Genomic DNA, 14,206 nt, shown 5'->3' on the forward strand with positions numbered 1-14,206 from the left:
TATTAAGTCTTATTCACGCTTTTCTCGTTACAGAAATAGCACGCAATCCCGCGTAAAAACCAGTGGCAAAACGGCCGCTGCGCACAAAAAGCCATGCCTGGCTCGCTAACTGTTTGAATGCGCTGATGATGAAAAATGTGTAAAAATGTTACCCGTGTGTTAACGCTATCAGCGCAGCGTCGCCTGCCAATCCGGATCGTGGGCAAACCACTCCACCAAAAAGTCCAACATGGTGCGTAATGTCGCTGGCATCTGGCGGCGTGAGGTATAGATACCGTAGATCCCCATCGACTGGGGCCGGTAATCCGGCATCAGCTCAATCAGTTCGCCACTGGCCAGTAAAGGGGCTGCAGAATAGTAAGGCTGCATGGAAATACCCGCGCCTTGTACCGTGCCCGCCATCAACACCACCGATTCGTTGGCGCTCAGGTTGCCGCTGACCGCGACTGCCGACTTCACGCCCTGAAGGTCAAAATGCCACAGGCTTTTACCGAAGTAGGAATAAGTCAGGCAGTTATGCAGCGCCAAATCCTGCGGATGACGCGGCGTGCCGTGTGCCGCCAGATAGGCCGGGGAAGCGCAGACCACGGAAGCACAGGAGGATAATGGCCGGGCGATGAGATTGGGATCCAATTCGTTAGTGATGCGTAACGCCAGATCGATACGCTCCTCCACCAGATTTACCGTGCGATTGTTCATTTGCAGATCCACTGCAACCTGCGGATGGCGTTTCAGGTATTGCGCCACCGCGCCCACCAGCGCCGTCTGGCCCAGCGATTGTGAACAGGTAATGCGTAACAGGCCACGCAGCTCGTCACTCTGCTCCCCTTCGACCAAATCGATTTCGCCCGCCAGCGCCAGCATCTGTCGACAGCGTTCCAGCGTGCGCTCACCGGCGTCAGTCAGACTAAGCTTACGAGTAGTGCGATGCAGTAAACGCGCGCCGGCCCATTGCTCCATTTGAGCCAGATAACGCGTCACCATCGCCCGCGACATTTCCAACGTTTCCGCGGCGGCAATCATGCTGCCACGGTCGACGATGGTGATAAAAACCTCAGCAGCGGTAATGCGATCCATGATTCGTCCGATTTACGCAATGAATAGTTGCTCATTATCCGGTTTTTCTATCGCTTTATGCAACCTAACATCTATACAACATTAATCGCATCCCAAGGACCTCTACCCATGTTTAAGAAATCATTGTTGACCCTGGCCTTTGCCGGCATCGCCACAGTAAGCACCTTCGCTACCGCCGCCAACACCCTGACGATGGAAGTGTATAACCCAGGTGAGAAAAGCGTGTTCCCGGTGTCTTCCGAAATCATCAGCGGCAAACACGAAGTCGCACTGATCGACGCCCAGTTCCAGCGTAACGACGCGGAAGCCCTGGTGAAAAAGATCAAGGCGACCGGCAAGAAGCTGACCACCGTATACATCAGCCATTCAGATCCGGATTTCTATTTTGGTCTGGACGTCATTAAAGCCGCGTTCCCTGAGGCTAAAATCATCGCGTCACCGGGTACCATCGAAGAAATCAATGCCACCAAAGACGGCAAAGTGGCGTACTGGGGCCCAATCTTGAAGGACAACGCGCCGAAAGCGGTGGTGGTGCCTCAGGCGTTGCAGGGTGACAGCTTCACCGTAGACGGCCAGAAAGTGGAAGTGAAAGGCCTGACCGGCCCGACGCCGGAACGCACCTACGTGTGGATCCCAGCGCTGAAAGCGGTCGTGGGCGGTGTGCCGGTAGCCGGCGACAATATCCATCCGTGGATTGCCGATAACCAAACCGTTGAATCCCGCGCACACTGGCAGCAAACGCTGGAAGGCATCAAAGCGTTGAAACCGGAAGTCGTGGTCCCTGGCCATTTCCTGCCGGGCGCAGACCAGACGCTGAAGTCTGTCACCTTTACCCAGAACTACCTGACCACGCTGGAGGCTGAACTACCAAAAGCCAAAGATTCTGCGGCACTGGTGGCGGCAATGAAAAAGCATTACCCGGATCTGAAAGACGAATCCAGCCTGGAACTGAGCGCCAAAGTGCTGAAAGGCGAAATGAAGTGGCCGCAATAAGCACGCCGAAACACCCAGGCCAAGGCGTTACTGCTACCCGGCCGCCGCAAAGGCGGCGGGTATAACGAGGAAAAGATATGACCGGTACGACTCTGCACTACATTTTCGATCCGCTGTGTGGCTGGTGCTATGGCGCAGCCCCGCTGGTGAAGGCGGCCAAAACTATTCCAGGGCTAACCATCGCCCTGCACGCCGGCGGTATGATGACCGGCAACAACCGCCGCCAAATCACGGATGAATGGCGCAATTATGTGATCCCGCATGACAAGCGCATTGCGGAGTTAACCGGCCAACCCTTTGGCGAAGCTTATTTCAATGGATTGTTGCGTGATACCACCGCTGTGATGGACTCGGAGCCGCCGATTACCGCCATACTGGCAGCGCAAGCGCTGGCGGGACGCGGGCTGGATATGCTGCACCGCATTCAGGAAGCACATTACCAGGAAGGTCGCCGTATCGCCGACACGCCGGTGCTGGAAGCGCTGGCAAAAGAGCTGGGCTTGCCCTCTGCTCCGTTTATCGCCGAAATGCGGTTTAACACCGGTGCGCCAACCGCGCAGCACATCGCGCAAAGCCGGGCATTGCTTGCCAAGGTTCAGGGCCAGGGGTTCCCAACTTTCGCTCTGCAAGACAGCGAAGGCCAGCTGCGCCAGATCCCGGCGGGCAACTATCTGGGCAACGTTGAGGCCTGGAAAGAGTTATTGAGCGGCGCCGCTACCTGGGCCTAATACCTGTTACGGCTGCCGGGTGTTCAAAGTATTGGATGCCCGGAGCTGATTATTCAACCCGTATAAAGTGCCCTTCCGCACGCACGTTAAAACCGAACCCACAATCCCCCTCGGTGTGCATGTCCAGACCATCGCTACCGAACTGCATCGCCACATCGCACGCCATCACATCTTCCGGTTCCCGCTGACGGTATACTGCTTTGCCGTGCTCTATCGGCAACGTCTGAGTGAACTCCCCCATATTCGGCCCGTAATACAAGCCCATCTGCGGCATGTAATAGCCAGAGTAAACGATCAGCCAGCGGCCATCTTGCGGCTTGACCTCAACCTCGCTCCAGACGCCGCGCCCGGCATATTGCCAATAGACTCCGCCCGGCCCGATCGGCGGCGTTCGTTTCTCCAGCCGCTCCTGCAACAGCTTGAGATTATGTTGCGACTTGCTGTCTTGTGGTGCCAATTCTAAATAGGCTCGCGCCTTAAGCAGCTCGCCGGCATGCATCAATGCCAGCGCTACGTTGTTATAAGCAGTGGCCGTTGCCTGGCTATCCAAACCGCAGAACTCACTCCAGGCGGCCTGATCGCGGAAAATATCCGCAGCTCGCGGGTAATCGCCACGCTGATAAGCGTTTTTGCCCAACTCGGCATAGCTTGCGACCTTGTGACAATCGGCATCAATATCCGGCTCGTCAATCTGCGCCATCGCCTGGTCGCAGGCAAGCGCACCATAGGCCAACAGCAGGGGAACCCACGCCTTCATCACTTATCCTTTCCGCAGTAAACGAGCCAAATTTCGGCGCCAGTATAACCGCCAACCGCCACCGCATCACCCCTGACGATTCAGCCGCGATATTTCAAACGGTTAGCGGCGTTAAAACTGCTTACAGTCAACGTTTGTTTGTTACCTGTCCCCGGCCCATGCTGAAAAAAAGATTAAACCTGCGAGAGTCCATGAACGCTATCCCCACACCCAAACACGCCGTCTGGCAACTGATTAAACCCTTCTGGGTCTCGGAGGAGAAACTGCGGGCCTGGGCGATGCTGATCGCCATCATCGCCTTGTCACTGGGGTTGGTGTACATCAGCGTGCTGATCAACCAGTGGAACCAGGTGTTTTACGACGCGCTGCAAAATAAAAATTACCCGGTATTCAAGGCGCAGCTGTGGCGCTTTACCTATCTGGCGCTGATTTTCATCGTATTGGCGGTGTTTAAAATTTACCTGACACAGGGCCTGCAGATGCACTGGCGGCGCTGGATGACCGAAAAATTCATGGGTAAATGGCTGGCGCATCAGGCGTATTACCATACCGAACAGCAGCAAATCGTCGATAACCCGGACCAGCGTATCGCCGAGGATCTCAACGTGCTGACCCAATACACGCTGTCGCTTTCGTTGGGGTTACTGTCCAGCCTGGTGACGCTGTTTTCTTTTATCGCCATCCTGTGGCATGTCAGTGGCCCTATTACCTTTGTCATCAGCCAGCACGCTATTACCCTACCCGGCTATATGGTGTGGTTCGCTCTGCTGTACGCCGGACTGGGATCACTGCTGATTTGGTGGGTCGGCAAACCCTTGGTACAACTGGGTTTTAATCAGGAGCGCTATGAAGCGAACTTTCGTTTTGGGCTGATCCGCATCCGCGAAAATAATGATGCCATCGCGCTGTATCACGGCGAGCCGCATGAAGCACAGCAGTTGGGCGGGCGCTTTGAAGCCATCCGTGCCAACTGGTGGTCGATCATGCGCATCACCCGGCGGCTCAATATTGCCTCCAATTTCTACAGCCAATTCGCCATTGTCTTTCCGCTACTGGTGGCAGCCCCACGCTATTTTTCCGGCGCCATCCAAATGGGCGGAATGATGCAGATAGCCTCCGCTTTTGGGCAAGTACAGGGCGCTCTGTCCTGGTTTATCGATGCCTTTACCGATCTGGCCACCTGGAAAGCCTGCGTTAACCGTCTGGCCGGTTTTAACGCCGCCGTGGATCAGGTACACCATCAACAGCGCGGCATACAATTGCAGCCGGAGAATGAACAGCCGATGGTCCTTGACCGCCTCAGCCTGCAATTGCCGGACGGTCAACGGTTAATGGAGCCGACCTCAATGACGCTCAAACGTGGCGATCGGGTGCTGATCGTTGGCCCATCAGGCTGCGGTAAATCAACCCTGTTGCGCGCCATTGCCGGTATCTGGCCGTATGGTTCCGGTGCGATTGGGCTCGACGCCGCCAGCAGTACGTTATTCCTGCCGCAACGCAGTTATATTCCGATCGGTACGCTGCGAGAGGCGCTCAGCTATCCGCATCTTGCCGCCGAGTACAGCGATGAACAGCTGCTGAAAGCCCTGGATAACTGCCGCCTTAAACACCTTCAGCGCAGGCTGGATACCAGCGCCAACTGGAGCCAACGCCTGTCTCCAGGTGAACAGCAGAGATTAGCCTTCGCCCGTGCGATTCTGACCCGCCCGGACATTTTGTTCCTCGACGAAGCCACCAGCGCGCTGGACGACGAAACCGAGCAACTGATGTACTGCCTGTTGGTGGATGAATTGCCGGATGTGACGCTGGTTAGCGTGGCGCACCGCAACAGCGTGGCGAAGTATCATCAGAGCTGCTGGCGCTTTAGCCGCGCGGAAGAAAGCCAACCGGCACGCATGGCACTCAGCCCATTGCCGGTTGCCGGCTAAGTGCTCGGGCGCAGCCTGTACGGTTGCGCCCGGCTTTACTCAGATGCCATCGGCCTGAACGTCCTCGCATTTCACCCGACGCCTTTCGTGCCACAGGCTGGTCAGCCCACGTTTGCCGCACGCCAACGCCACTTCGCGAAACTCATCCAGGCTTAGCCCATCGCGTTCCAGCATCATTTCCGCTGCCAGCTGCATATTTACCCCGGTCAGCACTTCGCAATCACCGCGCTCGTCCGCCAGTTCGCTGGCGCAGCGGAACGGCGATCCGCCGAGCATATCGGTGAGAAACACCACGCCGTCCGCCTGCGCCACTTCGGTTAGCGCCGCATTAAGGGCGCCCCTTAACTGAGCGGTGCTCATCTGCTCCGGGAAATTGACCGCGACGCAATTTTGCTGCGGCCCCACCACCTGTTCTACCGCCTGCAGCAGGCCACTGGCAAAGCTGCCGTGGCCGGTAATCACAATGCCTGGCATCGCCCTTTCCTCACAATAAACCGATAAATTTGCCCACGACGCCAATCACCACCGTCACGCCAATCAGCTTCACCGGCGAGAACCCTCGCTTCATCAGGAAGAAAATCAGCAGCGTAAAGCACAGCGGCAACAGATTGGGCATCAGTTTGTCCAGCACGTCGGTCTGCAACGCCACTCTGGCCTTGCCGGCATGCATCACCAACGGGGTGGAAAGATGGACATAGGAAGCCACCAGCGCGCCGATCACCGTCATGCCGACAATCGAGGCGGCGTGTGATATTCGGCGGGTATGGGTTTTCAGCAGCGCCAAGGCGCTGGTGCCGGCCTGATAGCCATAATGCGCCAGCCCGAACCGCAAGCCGAAGTGAAAAACGTTAAACAGCAGCAGGAAGACGATCGGCCCGAACAGGCTGCCTTCCAGCGCCAACGAGGCGCCGATCCCGGCGCAGATCGGCAGTAGCGTCAGCCAGAACAGCGCGTCGCCAATGCCGCCCAGCGGCCCCATCAGCGCCACTTTTACCGCACGAATGGTAGAAATCTTCTCCTTGTTCTGTTCCATCGCCAGCACCAGCCCGGACAGGAAGGTGACGTCGAACGGGTGCACGTTGATAAACTCCATGTGCATCTTCATCGAATTGGCCAGATCCTGCGGATTGCGATGGATCTTGCGTAATCCTGGAATTAACTGATAAAGCCAGCCACCGGCCTGCATACGTTCGTAGTTGAACGATGCCTGCAGCAGTAAGGAACGCCATGCCATGCGGTTGATATCGCCACGGGTCAGCGCCTCTGCCGGCTCGCTGTCGACATAATCGTCCTGGTCTACCTGACTGGTCGCCAGGGCCTGCGCCATACGCTGTTCCGCTTTTTGCGCCAGCAGATCGTCGGAATCATTAAATGCCATCTTCAGCATCCTCCTGTTGTACGGACGGTTTGGGCGTGTCCGCCCCGGATCTTTGGCTGTTAAAGAAATCGATCAGTGCGATCGCCAGTGCCCCCAGCGCCACCGCCAGGATCGGCAGTTTCAGGAAGGTGACGGAAATAAAGCCGAGGATGAAATAAGCCACGTAGGTTTTTTTCATCATCACTTTCATCAACAGCGAGAAACCGATCGCCGGCATCATGCCACCCGCCACTGCCAAGCCGTCCAGCAGCCAGGTCGGTGCTTTTTGCACCATGGCGCTGGCCGCATCGGCACCGAAATAAATCGGCAAAAAAGCCACGACAAAATAGAACGCGAACAGGATGCTTATACCGAGATAATTCACCCGTTCGATACCGCGCCAGTTCAGCTCTTTCACCATCCGATCGCAGCGGTGCATCATCGGTGAAAACAGGGTAAACAGCAGCGTAATACAGCCCTGCACCGCGATAGAAAACGGCACGGCCACGCCGATCGCCACCTTGGGATCGGCCTTTGTCAGGATGGCAAACGCCGTGCCGATCACCCCGCCAATCACCACGTTCGGCGGCTGGGCGCCCGCCAGCGGCACCATGCCCATCCATACCAATTCCAGCGTACCGCCCACCAGCAGACCTGTGTACACATCCCCCAAAATCAGGCCGACCAGCGGCCCCAGCACCACCGGGCGATGAAAGTGGGTCAGGCCGTCAAACAGATCGACCCCCGCCAGCCCGGCCAACAGTGCAATCAATAACGCATCAGTTAACATGATTTCCCCCGAACTCAGAACAGCAGCTTGCCGACCGCCTCACCCGCTTCATCCGGCACCCGGCGTACCTCGCATTCAACGCCAAGCGCCGCCAGTTCGCGAAAAGCGGCGACGTCGCACTCATCCAGCGAGACCGTTTTATGCACCTGCCGCTTCCCCTCGGCAAAATGCATGTTGCCGACGTTCACGAAGCGGATCGGCACCCCGCCCTGCACCAGCCGCAAAACATCCTGCGGCGTTTTGCATACCAAAAAGATCTTCTGTCGATCCGCCGCCTTGTGGATCACGTCGATGGTTTTCTGCAGCGTGAAGTAGCGCGTCTGCACCCCTTCCGCCACCACCATATCCATCAGGTTCTGCTGCACAGGATCGGCTGCCGCTTCATCGTTGGCCACCACCACTAGATTGGCGCCCAAGGTATTGGTCCAAGTAACGCCGACTTGGCCGTGCACCAGTCGGTTATCGATACGAGTCATCAAGATATTCGGCATTTCAACGCACCTCCGGATAACAGGCGGCATGGTAGTCGTCGAGCACCTGCGTCACCTTATGCATTACCCAATCCTGCGGGTCGTTGCTCAGTTCCCCGGCATTCAGCGCGCGCGCCTGGTCTGGCAGATACTGGCTCAACAGCGCTAGCGGCACCGGATGGCGGCGCAAGTTGTCGATCAGGCTATCTACCGCCTGCTGCACCTGTGGTTGCGGCCAGTAATAACGTACCCGGTCACTCAGGCTGTAGTGACGATCGAGATACTGCTGATGAGGGTTGCCATGGTAGTAACGGCTCCACTGCTGTGGCTGTTCGCGCATGACCTGCTCCAGCGTGGCGCACAGCTGCGCCGATTGGTGCTCGCCAAGCCATTCACGTTCAATGTGATCCAGTGCGAACAGCGCTTCGCGCAGTGCGAAAGTCAGTGCCGGGCCGACTTTCAGGATGGCAAAATGATCGCCCACCAGCTGTCGATAGGCCTGCGGCGGTTGGTAATCCGTCGAGTGCGCCTCGTACACCATGCCCGGCTGCCGTTCGATAAAGCGGCTCAGTTCATGGGCCCGTTGCGGTTGATAGTGCTCCACGCTGTGATGATCAAACTCAACGCCCGGCTGCACCACCAGCGCAATGGTTCGCGTCCAGGCATCGACCAGTTCGGCTTGCTGCCAGGCCAGGCGATGGATTTCAAGCGTTTGCTGCACCGCCTGTGGCGTGGTGACCTGCATGCCTTCCAACGCCTCTTGCGCGCCGCCCGGCACCGGCACTTCGGTACCTATCACATACACCGGCGGCTCACCGCCGCTTTGCTGCCAGGCGCGTTCAGCAATGGCGCACAAACGTGCCGCACGGGCAGCGACGGTTTCATCATTTAAAGGGAAAGGATCGCCAGCGCAGGACATGGAGCAATCGAGGTGGATTTTGCGAAAACCGGCGCGAACATAATCGTCGATCAGCGTTTCCGCCAACTGCATCGCTTCTTCTGCCGGCCGATCCTGCCAGGCGTTGGGGCCGAGATGATCGCCTCCCAGCCACAAACGATCGCGTGCCAACCCTTCCTCGTCCGCCAATTGCCACAGGGCGTCGCGGAATTGTTCCGCCGTCTGGCCGGTGTAGCCGCCAAATTGATTAACCTGATTCGAGGTGGCCTCGACCAGTACCGGCGTGCCGCGCGTTTTGGCCTGCCGCAGGGCCGCTTTCAGCACCCAGGGGTGAGCGGAACAAACGGAAAAGATCCCGACCGGTTTACCGGCCTTGTGCTGCTCAACAAGCTGTAACAACTGCTGCATGAATCCCCCATGCAGGCGCCGTACTACCGATCGGCGATGACTACCTCCACGCCCAACTCGGTTAACGCCCGCTCGTAATCGTCCGGAAGAAGGCTGTCGGTAATCAGCCGATGAATTTGTCCGGCTTCGCGAATCATGCAAAAGCTCTTGCGACCAAACTTGCTGGCATCCGCCACGGCGATAATCTCGCGCGCCACCTCGCACATCACGCGGTTGAGGTGTGCCTCTCCAGGGTGAGGCGTGGTGATACCGGCAACCAGATCGAAACCGTCGACGCCCAAAAACAGTTTGTCGAAACGGTACTGGCGCAATTGCTGCTCGGCAGCCGGACCGTAGAGCGAGTAAGAATTACGGCGCACGCTGCCGCCCAACACCATCACCTCCACCCCATCATTACCGGAAAGCTCATAGGCAATGTTCAGCGCATTGGTCATCACCACCAGATCGCGTCGTCCTTTCAGGAACGGCACTATCTGGGTGGTGGTGGAACCGGAATCGAGGATCAGCGCGTCGCCATCACGCACATAGCTTGCCGCTACGCTTGCGATCTGCGACTTCACATCGCGGTTCAACCGTCCTTTGTCATGCAGTGGACGATCGAAGGCAAATTGCTGATTGAGCATTGCGCCGCCATAGGCCCGTAGCGCACACCCTTTTCGTTCCAGAAAGCGCAGATCGTTGCGGATCGTCACCGTGGATACTGCAAACTGTTTGCTGAGCTGCTCCACACGAACGCTGCCGTGTTCGCATAACAGATCGATAATGTGTTCACGGCGCTTTGCGGTATTCACTGGCATGAGCTGCGGTCCTCAGGTTTCCGGCCAGGCCGGGGAGAAGATGGCTTTCGCTCTACTGCGCAGGCATTACAGCAAAGCGAAAGTAATGAAATTGTGATCGCGGTTACAGCGCTGTTTTAGCAGAAAAAGTGGCTAAAAACCTTTCGAATCGAAATGAAGTGAAAATTAATTGCCGCAGCGAAAGGCAAAATGAAATGTCAGGGCGAGCGCGGTAGCCGGGGTGAGAAGTCTGCCGCAATGCGCAGAACGAAAGCGTCCACGCGACGACCAGGTTGGCCGACTTTTAGTTCACCGGGTGATCGGGATCACATAATCGTAATTATGCGTATTCTGCGTGCCGCTTGCGGCAGGGGAAAGGCTTGCGCACTGCTGAATCGGCCCCTTGTCAGGCCAGGGGTTCTTCCCTACACTTGCGCGCAGATATCGGCCCCTGCCGGTACGTAAGCGTTAACGTCAATCAACGCATCATGCCGTGCAGAATTGATTGACTGCATGCCCTGGTGCGAGGAACTGATGCCCCAATCCGCTGTAACCCCCACGTCTGCCGCAACAAAGCGCAGCCGTTTACGTCACCCCTTGTTACTGGTTGCCGGCATTATGCTGGTCGCTGCCAACTTGCGCGCCGCATTAACCAGCGTGGGCCCGCTGCTGGAACAAATCCAGCAGCAATTGATGCTTTCCGCCACCTCGGCTGGCCTGCTTAATTCACTGCCGCTAATCCTGTTTGCCGTGCTGTCGCCGGTCACGCCCGGTCTGGCGAAGCGCATCGGCATTGAGCGTACGCTGGGCATGGCATTGCTGTTGCTGGTGATTGGTATTGTGCTGCGCTCGATGCCGCAAACCGGCATGTTGTGGTTGGGCAGTATTTTGATCGGTGCGGCCATCGCCTTTGCCAACGTGGTACTTCCCACGCTGGTGAAACGCGACTTCCCGAGCCGAGCCGCCGCCATGATTGCCGCCTATGCGGCAGTCATGTCACTGGTAGCCGCAACCGCCTCAGGGCTGGCCGTGCCGCTGGCAGCGTTGAACAATCTCGGCTGGCGTTTTTCCCTGCTGTGCTGGAGCCTGCCAGCGCTATTGGCGCTGATTGTCTGGTTGCCGCAACTGCGCCGCTCACCCGCCTTGACAGCCAGTCACGCATTGCAAACTCAGCCGGTATCGGCCCGCTCTCCGTGGCGCAGTGCACTCGGGTGGCAAGTGGCATTGTTTATGGGCTTACAGTCCATAACCTTTTACACCATTATCGGCTGGTTCAGCGCCTTCGCCGCCAGCCATGGCACGTCGCCGCAACAGGCCGGTTTTGAGCTGTTTATTTACCAGGTGGTAGCGATCGCCGCCAACTTTGTCATGGTGTTTATTCTGCCGCGCGCCCGCGATCAGCGCGCCATCGCGCTATGCAGTTCTCTGCTGATTTTTATCGGCGTCGCCGGTCTGCTGCTGCTGCCGGGTTACTCTTTGGTGTGGTTGATTTTTGCCGGGCTGGGGGCGGGGAGTTCTTTGGTGCTGGCGCTGTCCTTCTTTGGCCTGCGCAGCAGCCATCATCATCAGGCCACGCAGTTGTCGGGCATGGCGCAATCGGTCGGCTATCTGTTGGCGGCGCTGGGACCCACACTGTTCGGTTTGTTACACGATCTGACTCAGGGCTGGCGATTGCCACTGATGGTTCTGCTGTGCCTGACACTGTTGCAAATGCTGTTTGGCATGTTGGCCGGGCGCAATCAGGTTATTCGTTAACCTCAGGAGGAAGCGAGTGTTCCGGCCCTGGCTCCCTGGCATCGTCCTGCCAGAGGTCGTTAATGAAATCCCGTTGTTCTCTCGTCAACTGCCAGGAAGGGGGGATTTTGGCCGGACTCTGACCCCGGTCGCCCCCTGTGCGCTTTACGCGTTTTTTTTCCATCACTCTATTTCCTAAATAAACAGCCAATAAATCACGACGGCGACGGCCAACCAAAATATCCCGCAGCCGATAAATACGCACAGCCAAGCTTTACGTTTGATATCCGCGTCATCCTTGCTTATCACAGTCGCCCCATCCAATAGATTAAACTAATTAAAAATGAATTATTGATCTATTTAAACGATCAATAAAGTAGTTTATTACTATGGATATTTCAAAAAAACCTGCTACTGGCGTACATGGAAAGGGAGGGGTGTCGACAAAGCATTATGATTAACAAGGTTATTCCTGATAAATACTGGCTTGCATTAGCCAGTGGCAGCCCAGTCCAAACGGCTGTATTGAGAGGCGGTACTCTGTGGTATTTGGCCGTTTTTGCGCTGTATCAGCGATGCGGGCGGCGTTAGCAGCCCGCTTGGCATTAATCAATATGGGAAACGGAGTCCCTGCTGGCGTGTTCACGATCGCTGCCGGTCAATTCTCTAAGCTGCCCATCGCGCATTTGCAACAGGCGGTCCGCGTGTTCGAAGTAATGATCGTCATGACTAATGGCAAACACCGTTTTACCCAGTGCGCGCAGCTGTGGCAGCAGCTCACGATAAAAGATGCGTCTGAATTGCGGATCCTGATCCGCCGCCCATTCGTCCAATAGCAGAATATCTCGCTCTTCGGCCACCGCCAGCAACAGCGCCAGACGCTTGCGTTGCCCCTGTGACAACTGAGGATTAGTCACCCGAAGACCGTCAAACTCCAGCTTGTTTTTCATGTTCAGGCGATGAAGCCAGCTTTCCACCAGTTCAGCATCCGGCTGCTCGCCCTCAGGCCCCTGCAAATGCTGGAACGGATGAAAATCGGTGAAAATGGCGGAAAACAACCGGCGATAGTCATGCATGTCCGCCGGATTCTGCGCAATGCCGTCCAGCAGTATCTGCCCGCTGACCGGTTGGTACAGTCCGGTCAGCAGCATGGCCAGCGTCGATTTTCCGCTGCCATTGCCACCAATCAGGAACACCAATTCGCCGCGGTGCAGCGTCAAATTCAGCGGACCCACGGCGAATCCGGCCTTTTCTTCCGTCGCGCCATAATGGAACATCACCTCACGCAGCTCCAATGTTTGCCAGGCCTTGGTCGTTCCCGCCGGAAATTCCTCTTGATAGTCGGCGAGCCGTAAGGATTTGACCTTGTTGAAAGCCACTTCTGCGCTGATAAGCGTAGGGAATGCTCCCACCGCCTGCAGCAACGGCGTGCGCAGGAACAGCAGCGTCAGTGAATAGGTCGCCGCCACGGCGGTATCGGCCCAGCCCAGGCTGTTGGCCATATAGAACACCAGGCCTATCGCGCCCAGCATCATGATATTCGACCAGTTCACCGCGCTGAGGTGGAAGGTATCAGCACGAATAATATGATAGCGATACTCTTCGGCATCCGGCTGGTAGGCCTGGCGGTAAAGCGCTTTGGCGCGATCGCGGTTCAATGCCAACTCTTTGCGGCCGTCAATGGCTGACTGATAGTGCTGATAGAGACGCTCTTCGGACTCACGTACACGGGTCAAATGACGATAAACCCGCGATACCAGACACCCGCTGCCAAACACCGTCACCGCGACCCAAATAGCGGTCACCGCCAGCATCTGCGGCGACAGCCAGCCCAAATAAGCTGCCGACCCCAACGTCAATATCACCCCCTGAACCAGTTCGGGCAAACGCACAAAAGCCAGGGTAATATTGCGAATATCGCTGGCCAGGCTCGCCAGCAATGCCGCACTGCCAAGCTGCTCGATCCGCTCAATATGGGTATCCATGATCCGCTTCATCAATTGACCGCGGAGCCGAAACACGAAGTGGTGGCCCAAGGCGGTCAGCGCCAACTGCGAACCCAGCGTCACAGCCATCAGCAATGCCAGCAACCCGAGAAACTCCGGCAATACCGCCAGCGGATCGCCCGCCGCCGTCATCAGCCGCAGGTTGATAAAGGCAATGATGCCGATACCCAATGCCGCGCTGGCCATGGTCAACGCCATTACCGCCACAAACGGCCAGCGATATTGGCGGTAAACCACCCGTAGCAACTCCATGAAAAACCCTTACCCTGAAATATTGAGATGGC

At 57.0% G+C, this 14,206-nt stretch carries 14 protein-coding genes; 4 read left to right on the forward strand and 10 right to left on the reverse strand.

Annotated features, from left to right (window positions below):
* Positions 1-168: 168 nt before the first annotated feature.
* Positions 169-1,077 (reverse strand): LysR family transcriptional regulator, encoded by a 909-nt coding sequence (locus tag M495_RS19635; RefSeq protein WP_020828415.1) that lies wholly within the window; start codon positions 1,075-1,077, stop codon positions 169-171.
* A 108-nt stretch (positions 1,078-1,185) separates the two neighbouring features.
* Between M495_RS19635 and M495_RS19640 the strand changes: the two genes are divergently transcribed.
* Together M495_RS19640 and M495_RS19645 are read left to right on the forward strand one after the other, a co-directional pair.
* On the forward strand, positions 1,186-2,070 hold the full coding sequence (locus M495_RS19640) for an MBL fold metallo-hydrolase (protein WP_020828416.1): 885 nt from the start codon (positions 1,186-1,188) through the stop codon (positions 2,068-2,070).
* Positions 2,071-2,147: 77 nt separating this feature from the next.
* A complete protein-coding gene (locus tag M495_RS19645; protein ID WP_020828417.1) occupies positions 2,148-2,798 on the forward strand; it encodes a DsbA family protein in 651 nt (216 codons plus the stop codon).
* A gap of 49 nt (positions 2,799-2,847) precedes the next feature.
* Here the strand turns inward: M495_RS19645 and M495_RS19650 are convergent, their stop codons facing one another.
* Positions 2,848-3,555 carry a tetratricopeptide repeat protein gene (locus M495_RS19650; RefSeq protein ID WP_020828418.1) on the reverse strand — a complete coding sequence of 236 codons (708 nt, stop codon included), beginning with the start codon at positions 3,553-3,555 and terminating at the stop codon, positions 2,848-2,850.
* Between the two features lie 191 nt (positions 3,556-3,746).
* On the opposite strand from M495_RS19650, the gene M495_RS19655 reads away from it, so the two are divergent.
* Positions 3,747-5,483 (forward strand): ABC transporter ATP-binding protein/permease, encoded by a 1,737-nt coding sequence (locus M495_RS19655; protein WP_020828419.1) that lies wholly within the window; start codon positions 3,747-3,749, stop codon positions 5,481-5,483.
* Between the two features lie 39 nt (positions 5,484-5,522).
* On the opposite strand, the gene agaF is transcribed toward M495_RS19655, so the two are convergent.
* Genes agaF through agaR form a run of 6 tightly spaced genes read right to left on the reverse strand, consistent with a single transcriptional unit; the run spans position 5,523 to position 10,203 of the window.
* Complete coding sequence (gene agaF, locus M495_RS19660) at positions 5,523-5,957, reverse strand: PTS galactosamine/N-acetylgalactosamine transporter subunit IIA (RefSeq protein ID WP_020828420.1); 435 nt, start codon at positions 5,955-5,957, stop codon at positions 5,523-5,525.
* Positions 5,958-5,967: 10 nt separating this feature from the next.
* On the reverse strand, positions 5,968-6,861 hold the full coding sequence (locus M495_RS19665; RefSeq protein WP_020828421.1) for a PTS system mannose/fructose/sorbose family transporter subunit IID: 894 nt from the start codon (positions 6,859-6,861) through the stop codon (positions 5,968-5,970).
* Positions 6,851-7,630: a PTS N-acetylgalactosamine transporter subunit IIC gene (gene agaW / locus M495_RS19670; RefSeq protein ID WP_020828422.1), complete on the reverse strand. Its 780-nt coding sequence runs from the start codon at positions 7,628-7,630 to the stop codon at positions 6,851-6,853. Before agaW ends, M495_RS19665 begins: the two co-directional genes overlap by 11 nt.
* A gap of 14 nt (positions 7,631-7,644) precedes the next feature.
* Positions 7,645-8,121, reverse strand: coding sequence for a PTS N-acetylgalactosamine transporter subunit IIB (agaV, locus tag M495_RS19675; RefSeq protein ID WP_020828423.1), 477 nt, complete (start codon positions 8,119-8,121; stop codon positions 7,645-7,647).
* Position 8,122: 1 nt separating this feature from the next.
* Entirely contained in the window at positions 8,123-9,406 is a 1,284-nt protein-coding gene (locus M495_RS19680) for a D-tagatose-bisphosphate aldolase, class II, non-catalytic subunit (protein ID WP_020828424.1), read from the reverse strand.
* Positions 9,407-9,429: 23 nt separating this feature from the next.
* Entirely contained in the window at positions 9,430-10,203 is a 774-nt protein-coding gene (gene agaR / locus M495_RS19685) for a transcriptional repressor AgaR (RefSeq protein ID WP_012146552.1), read from the reverse strand.
* A gap of 513 nt (positions 10,204-10,716) precedes the next feature.
* Between agaR and M495_RS19690 the strand changes: the two genes are divergently transcribed.
* Complete coding sequence (locus tag M495_RS19690) at positions 10,717-11,937, forward strand: CynX/NimT family MFS transporter (RefSeq protein ID WP_041414909.1); 1,221 nt, start codon at positions 10,717-10,719, stop codon at positions 11,935-11,937.
* A gap of 174 nt (positions 11,938-12,111) precedes the next feature.
* Here M495_RS19690 and M495_RS25160 read toward each other — a convergent pair whose 3' ends face one another.
* Both M495_RS25160 and M495_RS19700 read right to left on the reverse strand, forming a co-directional pair.
* Positions 12,112-12,225 carry a YmiA family putative membrane protein gene (locus tag M495_RS25160; RefSeq protein WP_020828427.1) on the reverse strand — a complete coding sequence of 38 codons (114 nt, stop codon included), beginning with the start codon at positions 12,223-12,225 and terminating at the stop codon, positions 12,112-12,114.
* A 296-nt stretch (positions 12,226-12,521) separates the two neighbouring features.
* Positions 12,522-14,174, reverse strand: a complete 1,653-nt coding sequence (locus M495_RS19700; RefSeq protein WP_020828428.1) for a multidrug ABC transporter permease/ATP-binding protein — start codon at positions 14,172-14,174, stop codon at positions 12,522-12,524.
* Positions 14,175-14,206 lie beyond the last annotated feature (32 nt).

The sequence above is a fragment of the Serratia liquefaciens ATCC 27592 genome (assembly GCF_000422085.1).
Classification (GTDB): Bacteria; Pseudomonadota; Gammaproteobacteria; order Enterobacterales; family Enterobacteriaceae; genus Serratia; species Serratia liquefaciens.

What these genes read in the sequence shown, in the direction of transcription:
- M495_RS19635 (WP_020828415.1), bottom strand. Translation starts at nt 1,077, where the DNA reads ATGGATCGCATTACCGCTGCTGAGGTTTTTATCACCATCGTCGACCGT.
- M495_RS19640 (WP_020828416.1), top strand. Translation starts at nt 1,186, where the DNA reads ATGTTTAAGAAATCATTGTTGACCCTGGCCTTTGCCGGCATCGCCACA.
- M495_RS19645 (WP_020828417.1), top strand. Translation starts at nt 2,148, where the DNA reads ATGACCGGTACGACTCTGCACTACATTTTCGATCCGCTGTGTGGCTGG.
- M495_RS19650 (WP_020828418.1), bottom strand. Translation starts at nt 3,555, where the DNA reads ATGAAGGCGTGGGTTCCCCTGCTGTTGGCCTATGGTGCGCTTGCCTGC.
- M495_RS19655 (WP_020828419.1), top strand. Translation starts at nt 3,747, where the DNA reads ATGAACGCTATCCCCACACCCAAACACGCCGTCTGGCAACTGATTAAA.
- agaF (WP_020828420.1), bottom strand. Translation starts at nt 5,957, where the DNA reads ATGCCAGGCATTGTGATTACCGGCCACGGCAGCTTTGCCAGTGGCCTG.
- M495_RS19665 (WP_020828421.1), bottom strand. Translation starts at nt 6,861, where the DNA reads ATGGCATTTAATGATTCCGACGATCTGCTGGCGCAAAAAGCGGAACAG.
- agaW (WP_020828422.1), bottom strand. Translation starts at nt 7,630, where the DNA reads ATGTTAACTGATGCGTTATTGATTGCACTGTTGGCCGGGCTGGCGGGG.
- agaV (WP_020828423.1), bottom strand. Translation starts at nt 8,121, where the DNA reads ATGCCGAATATCTTGATGACTCGTATCGATAACCGACTGGTGCACGGC.
- M495_RS19680 (WP_020828424.1), bottom strand. Translation starts at nt 9,406, where the DNA reads ATGCAGCAGTTGTTACAGCTTGTTGAGCAGCACAAGGCCGGTAAACCG.
- agaR (WP_012146552.1), bottom strand. Translation starts at nt 10,203, where the DNA reads ATGCCAGTGAATACCGCAAAGCGCCGTGAACACATTATCGATCTGTTA.
- M495_RS19690 (WP_041414909.1), top strand. Translation starts at nt 10,717, where the DNA reads ATGCCCCAATCCGCTGTAACCCCCACGTCTGCCGCAACAAAGCGCAGC.
- M495_RS19700 (WP_020828428.1), bottom strand. Translation starts at nt 14,174, where the DNA reads ATGGAGTTGCTACGGGTGGTTTACCGCCAATATCGCTGGCCGTTTGTG.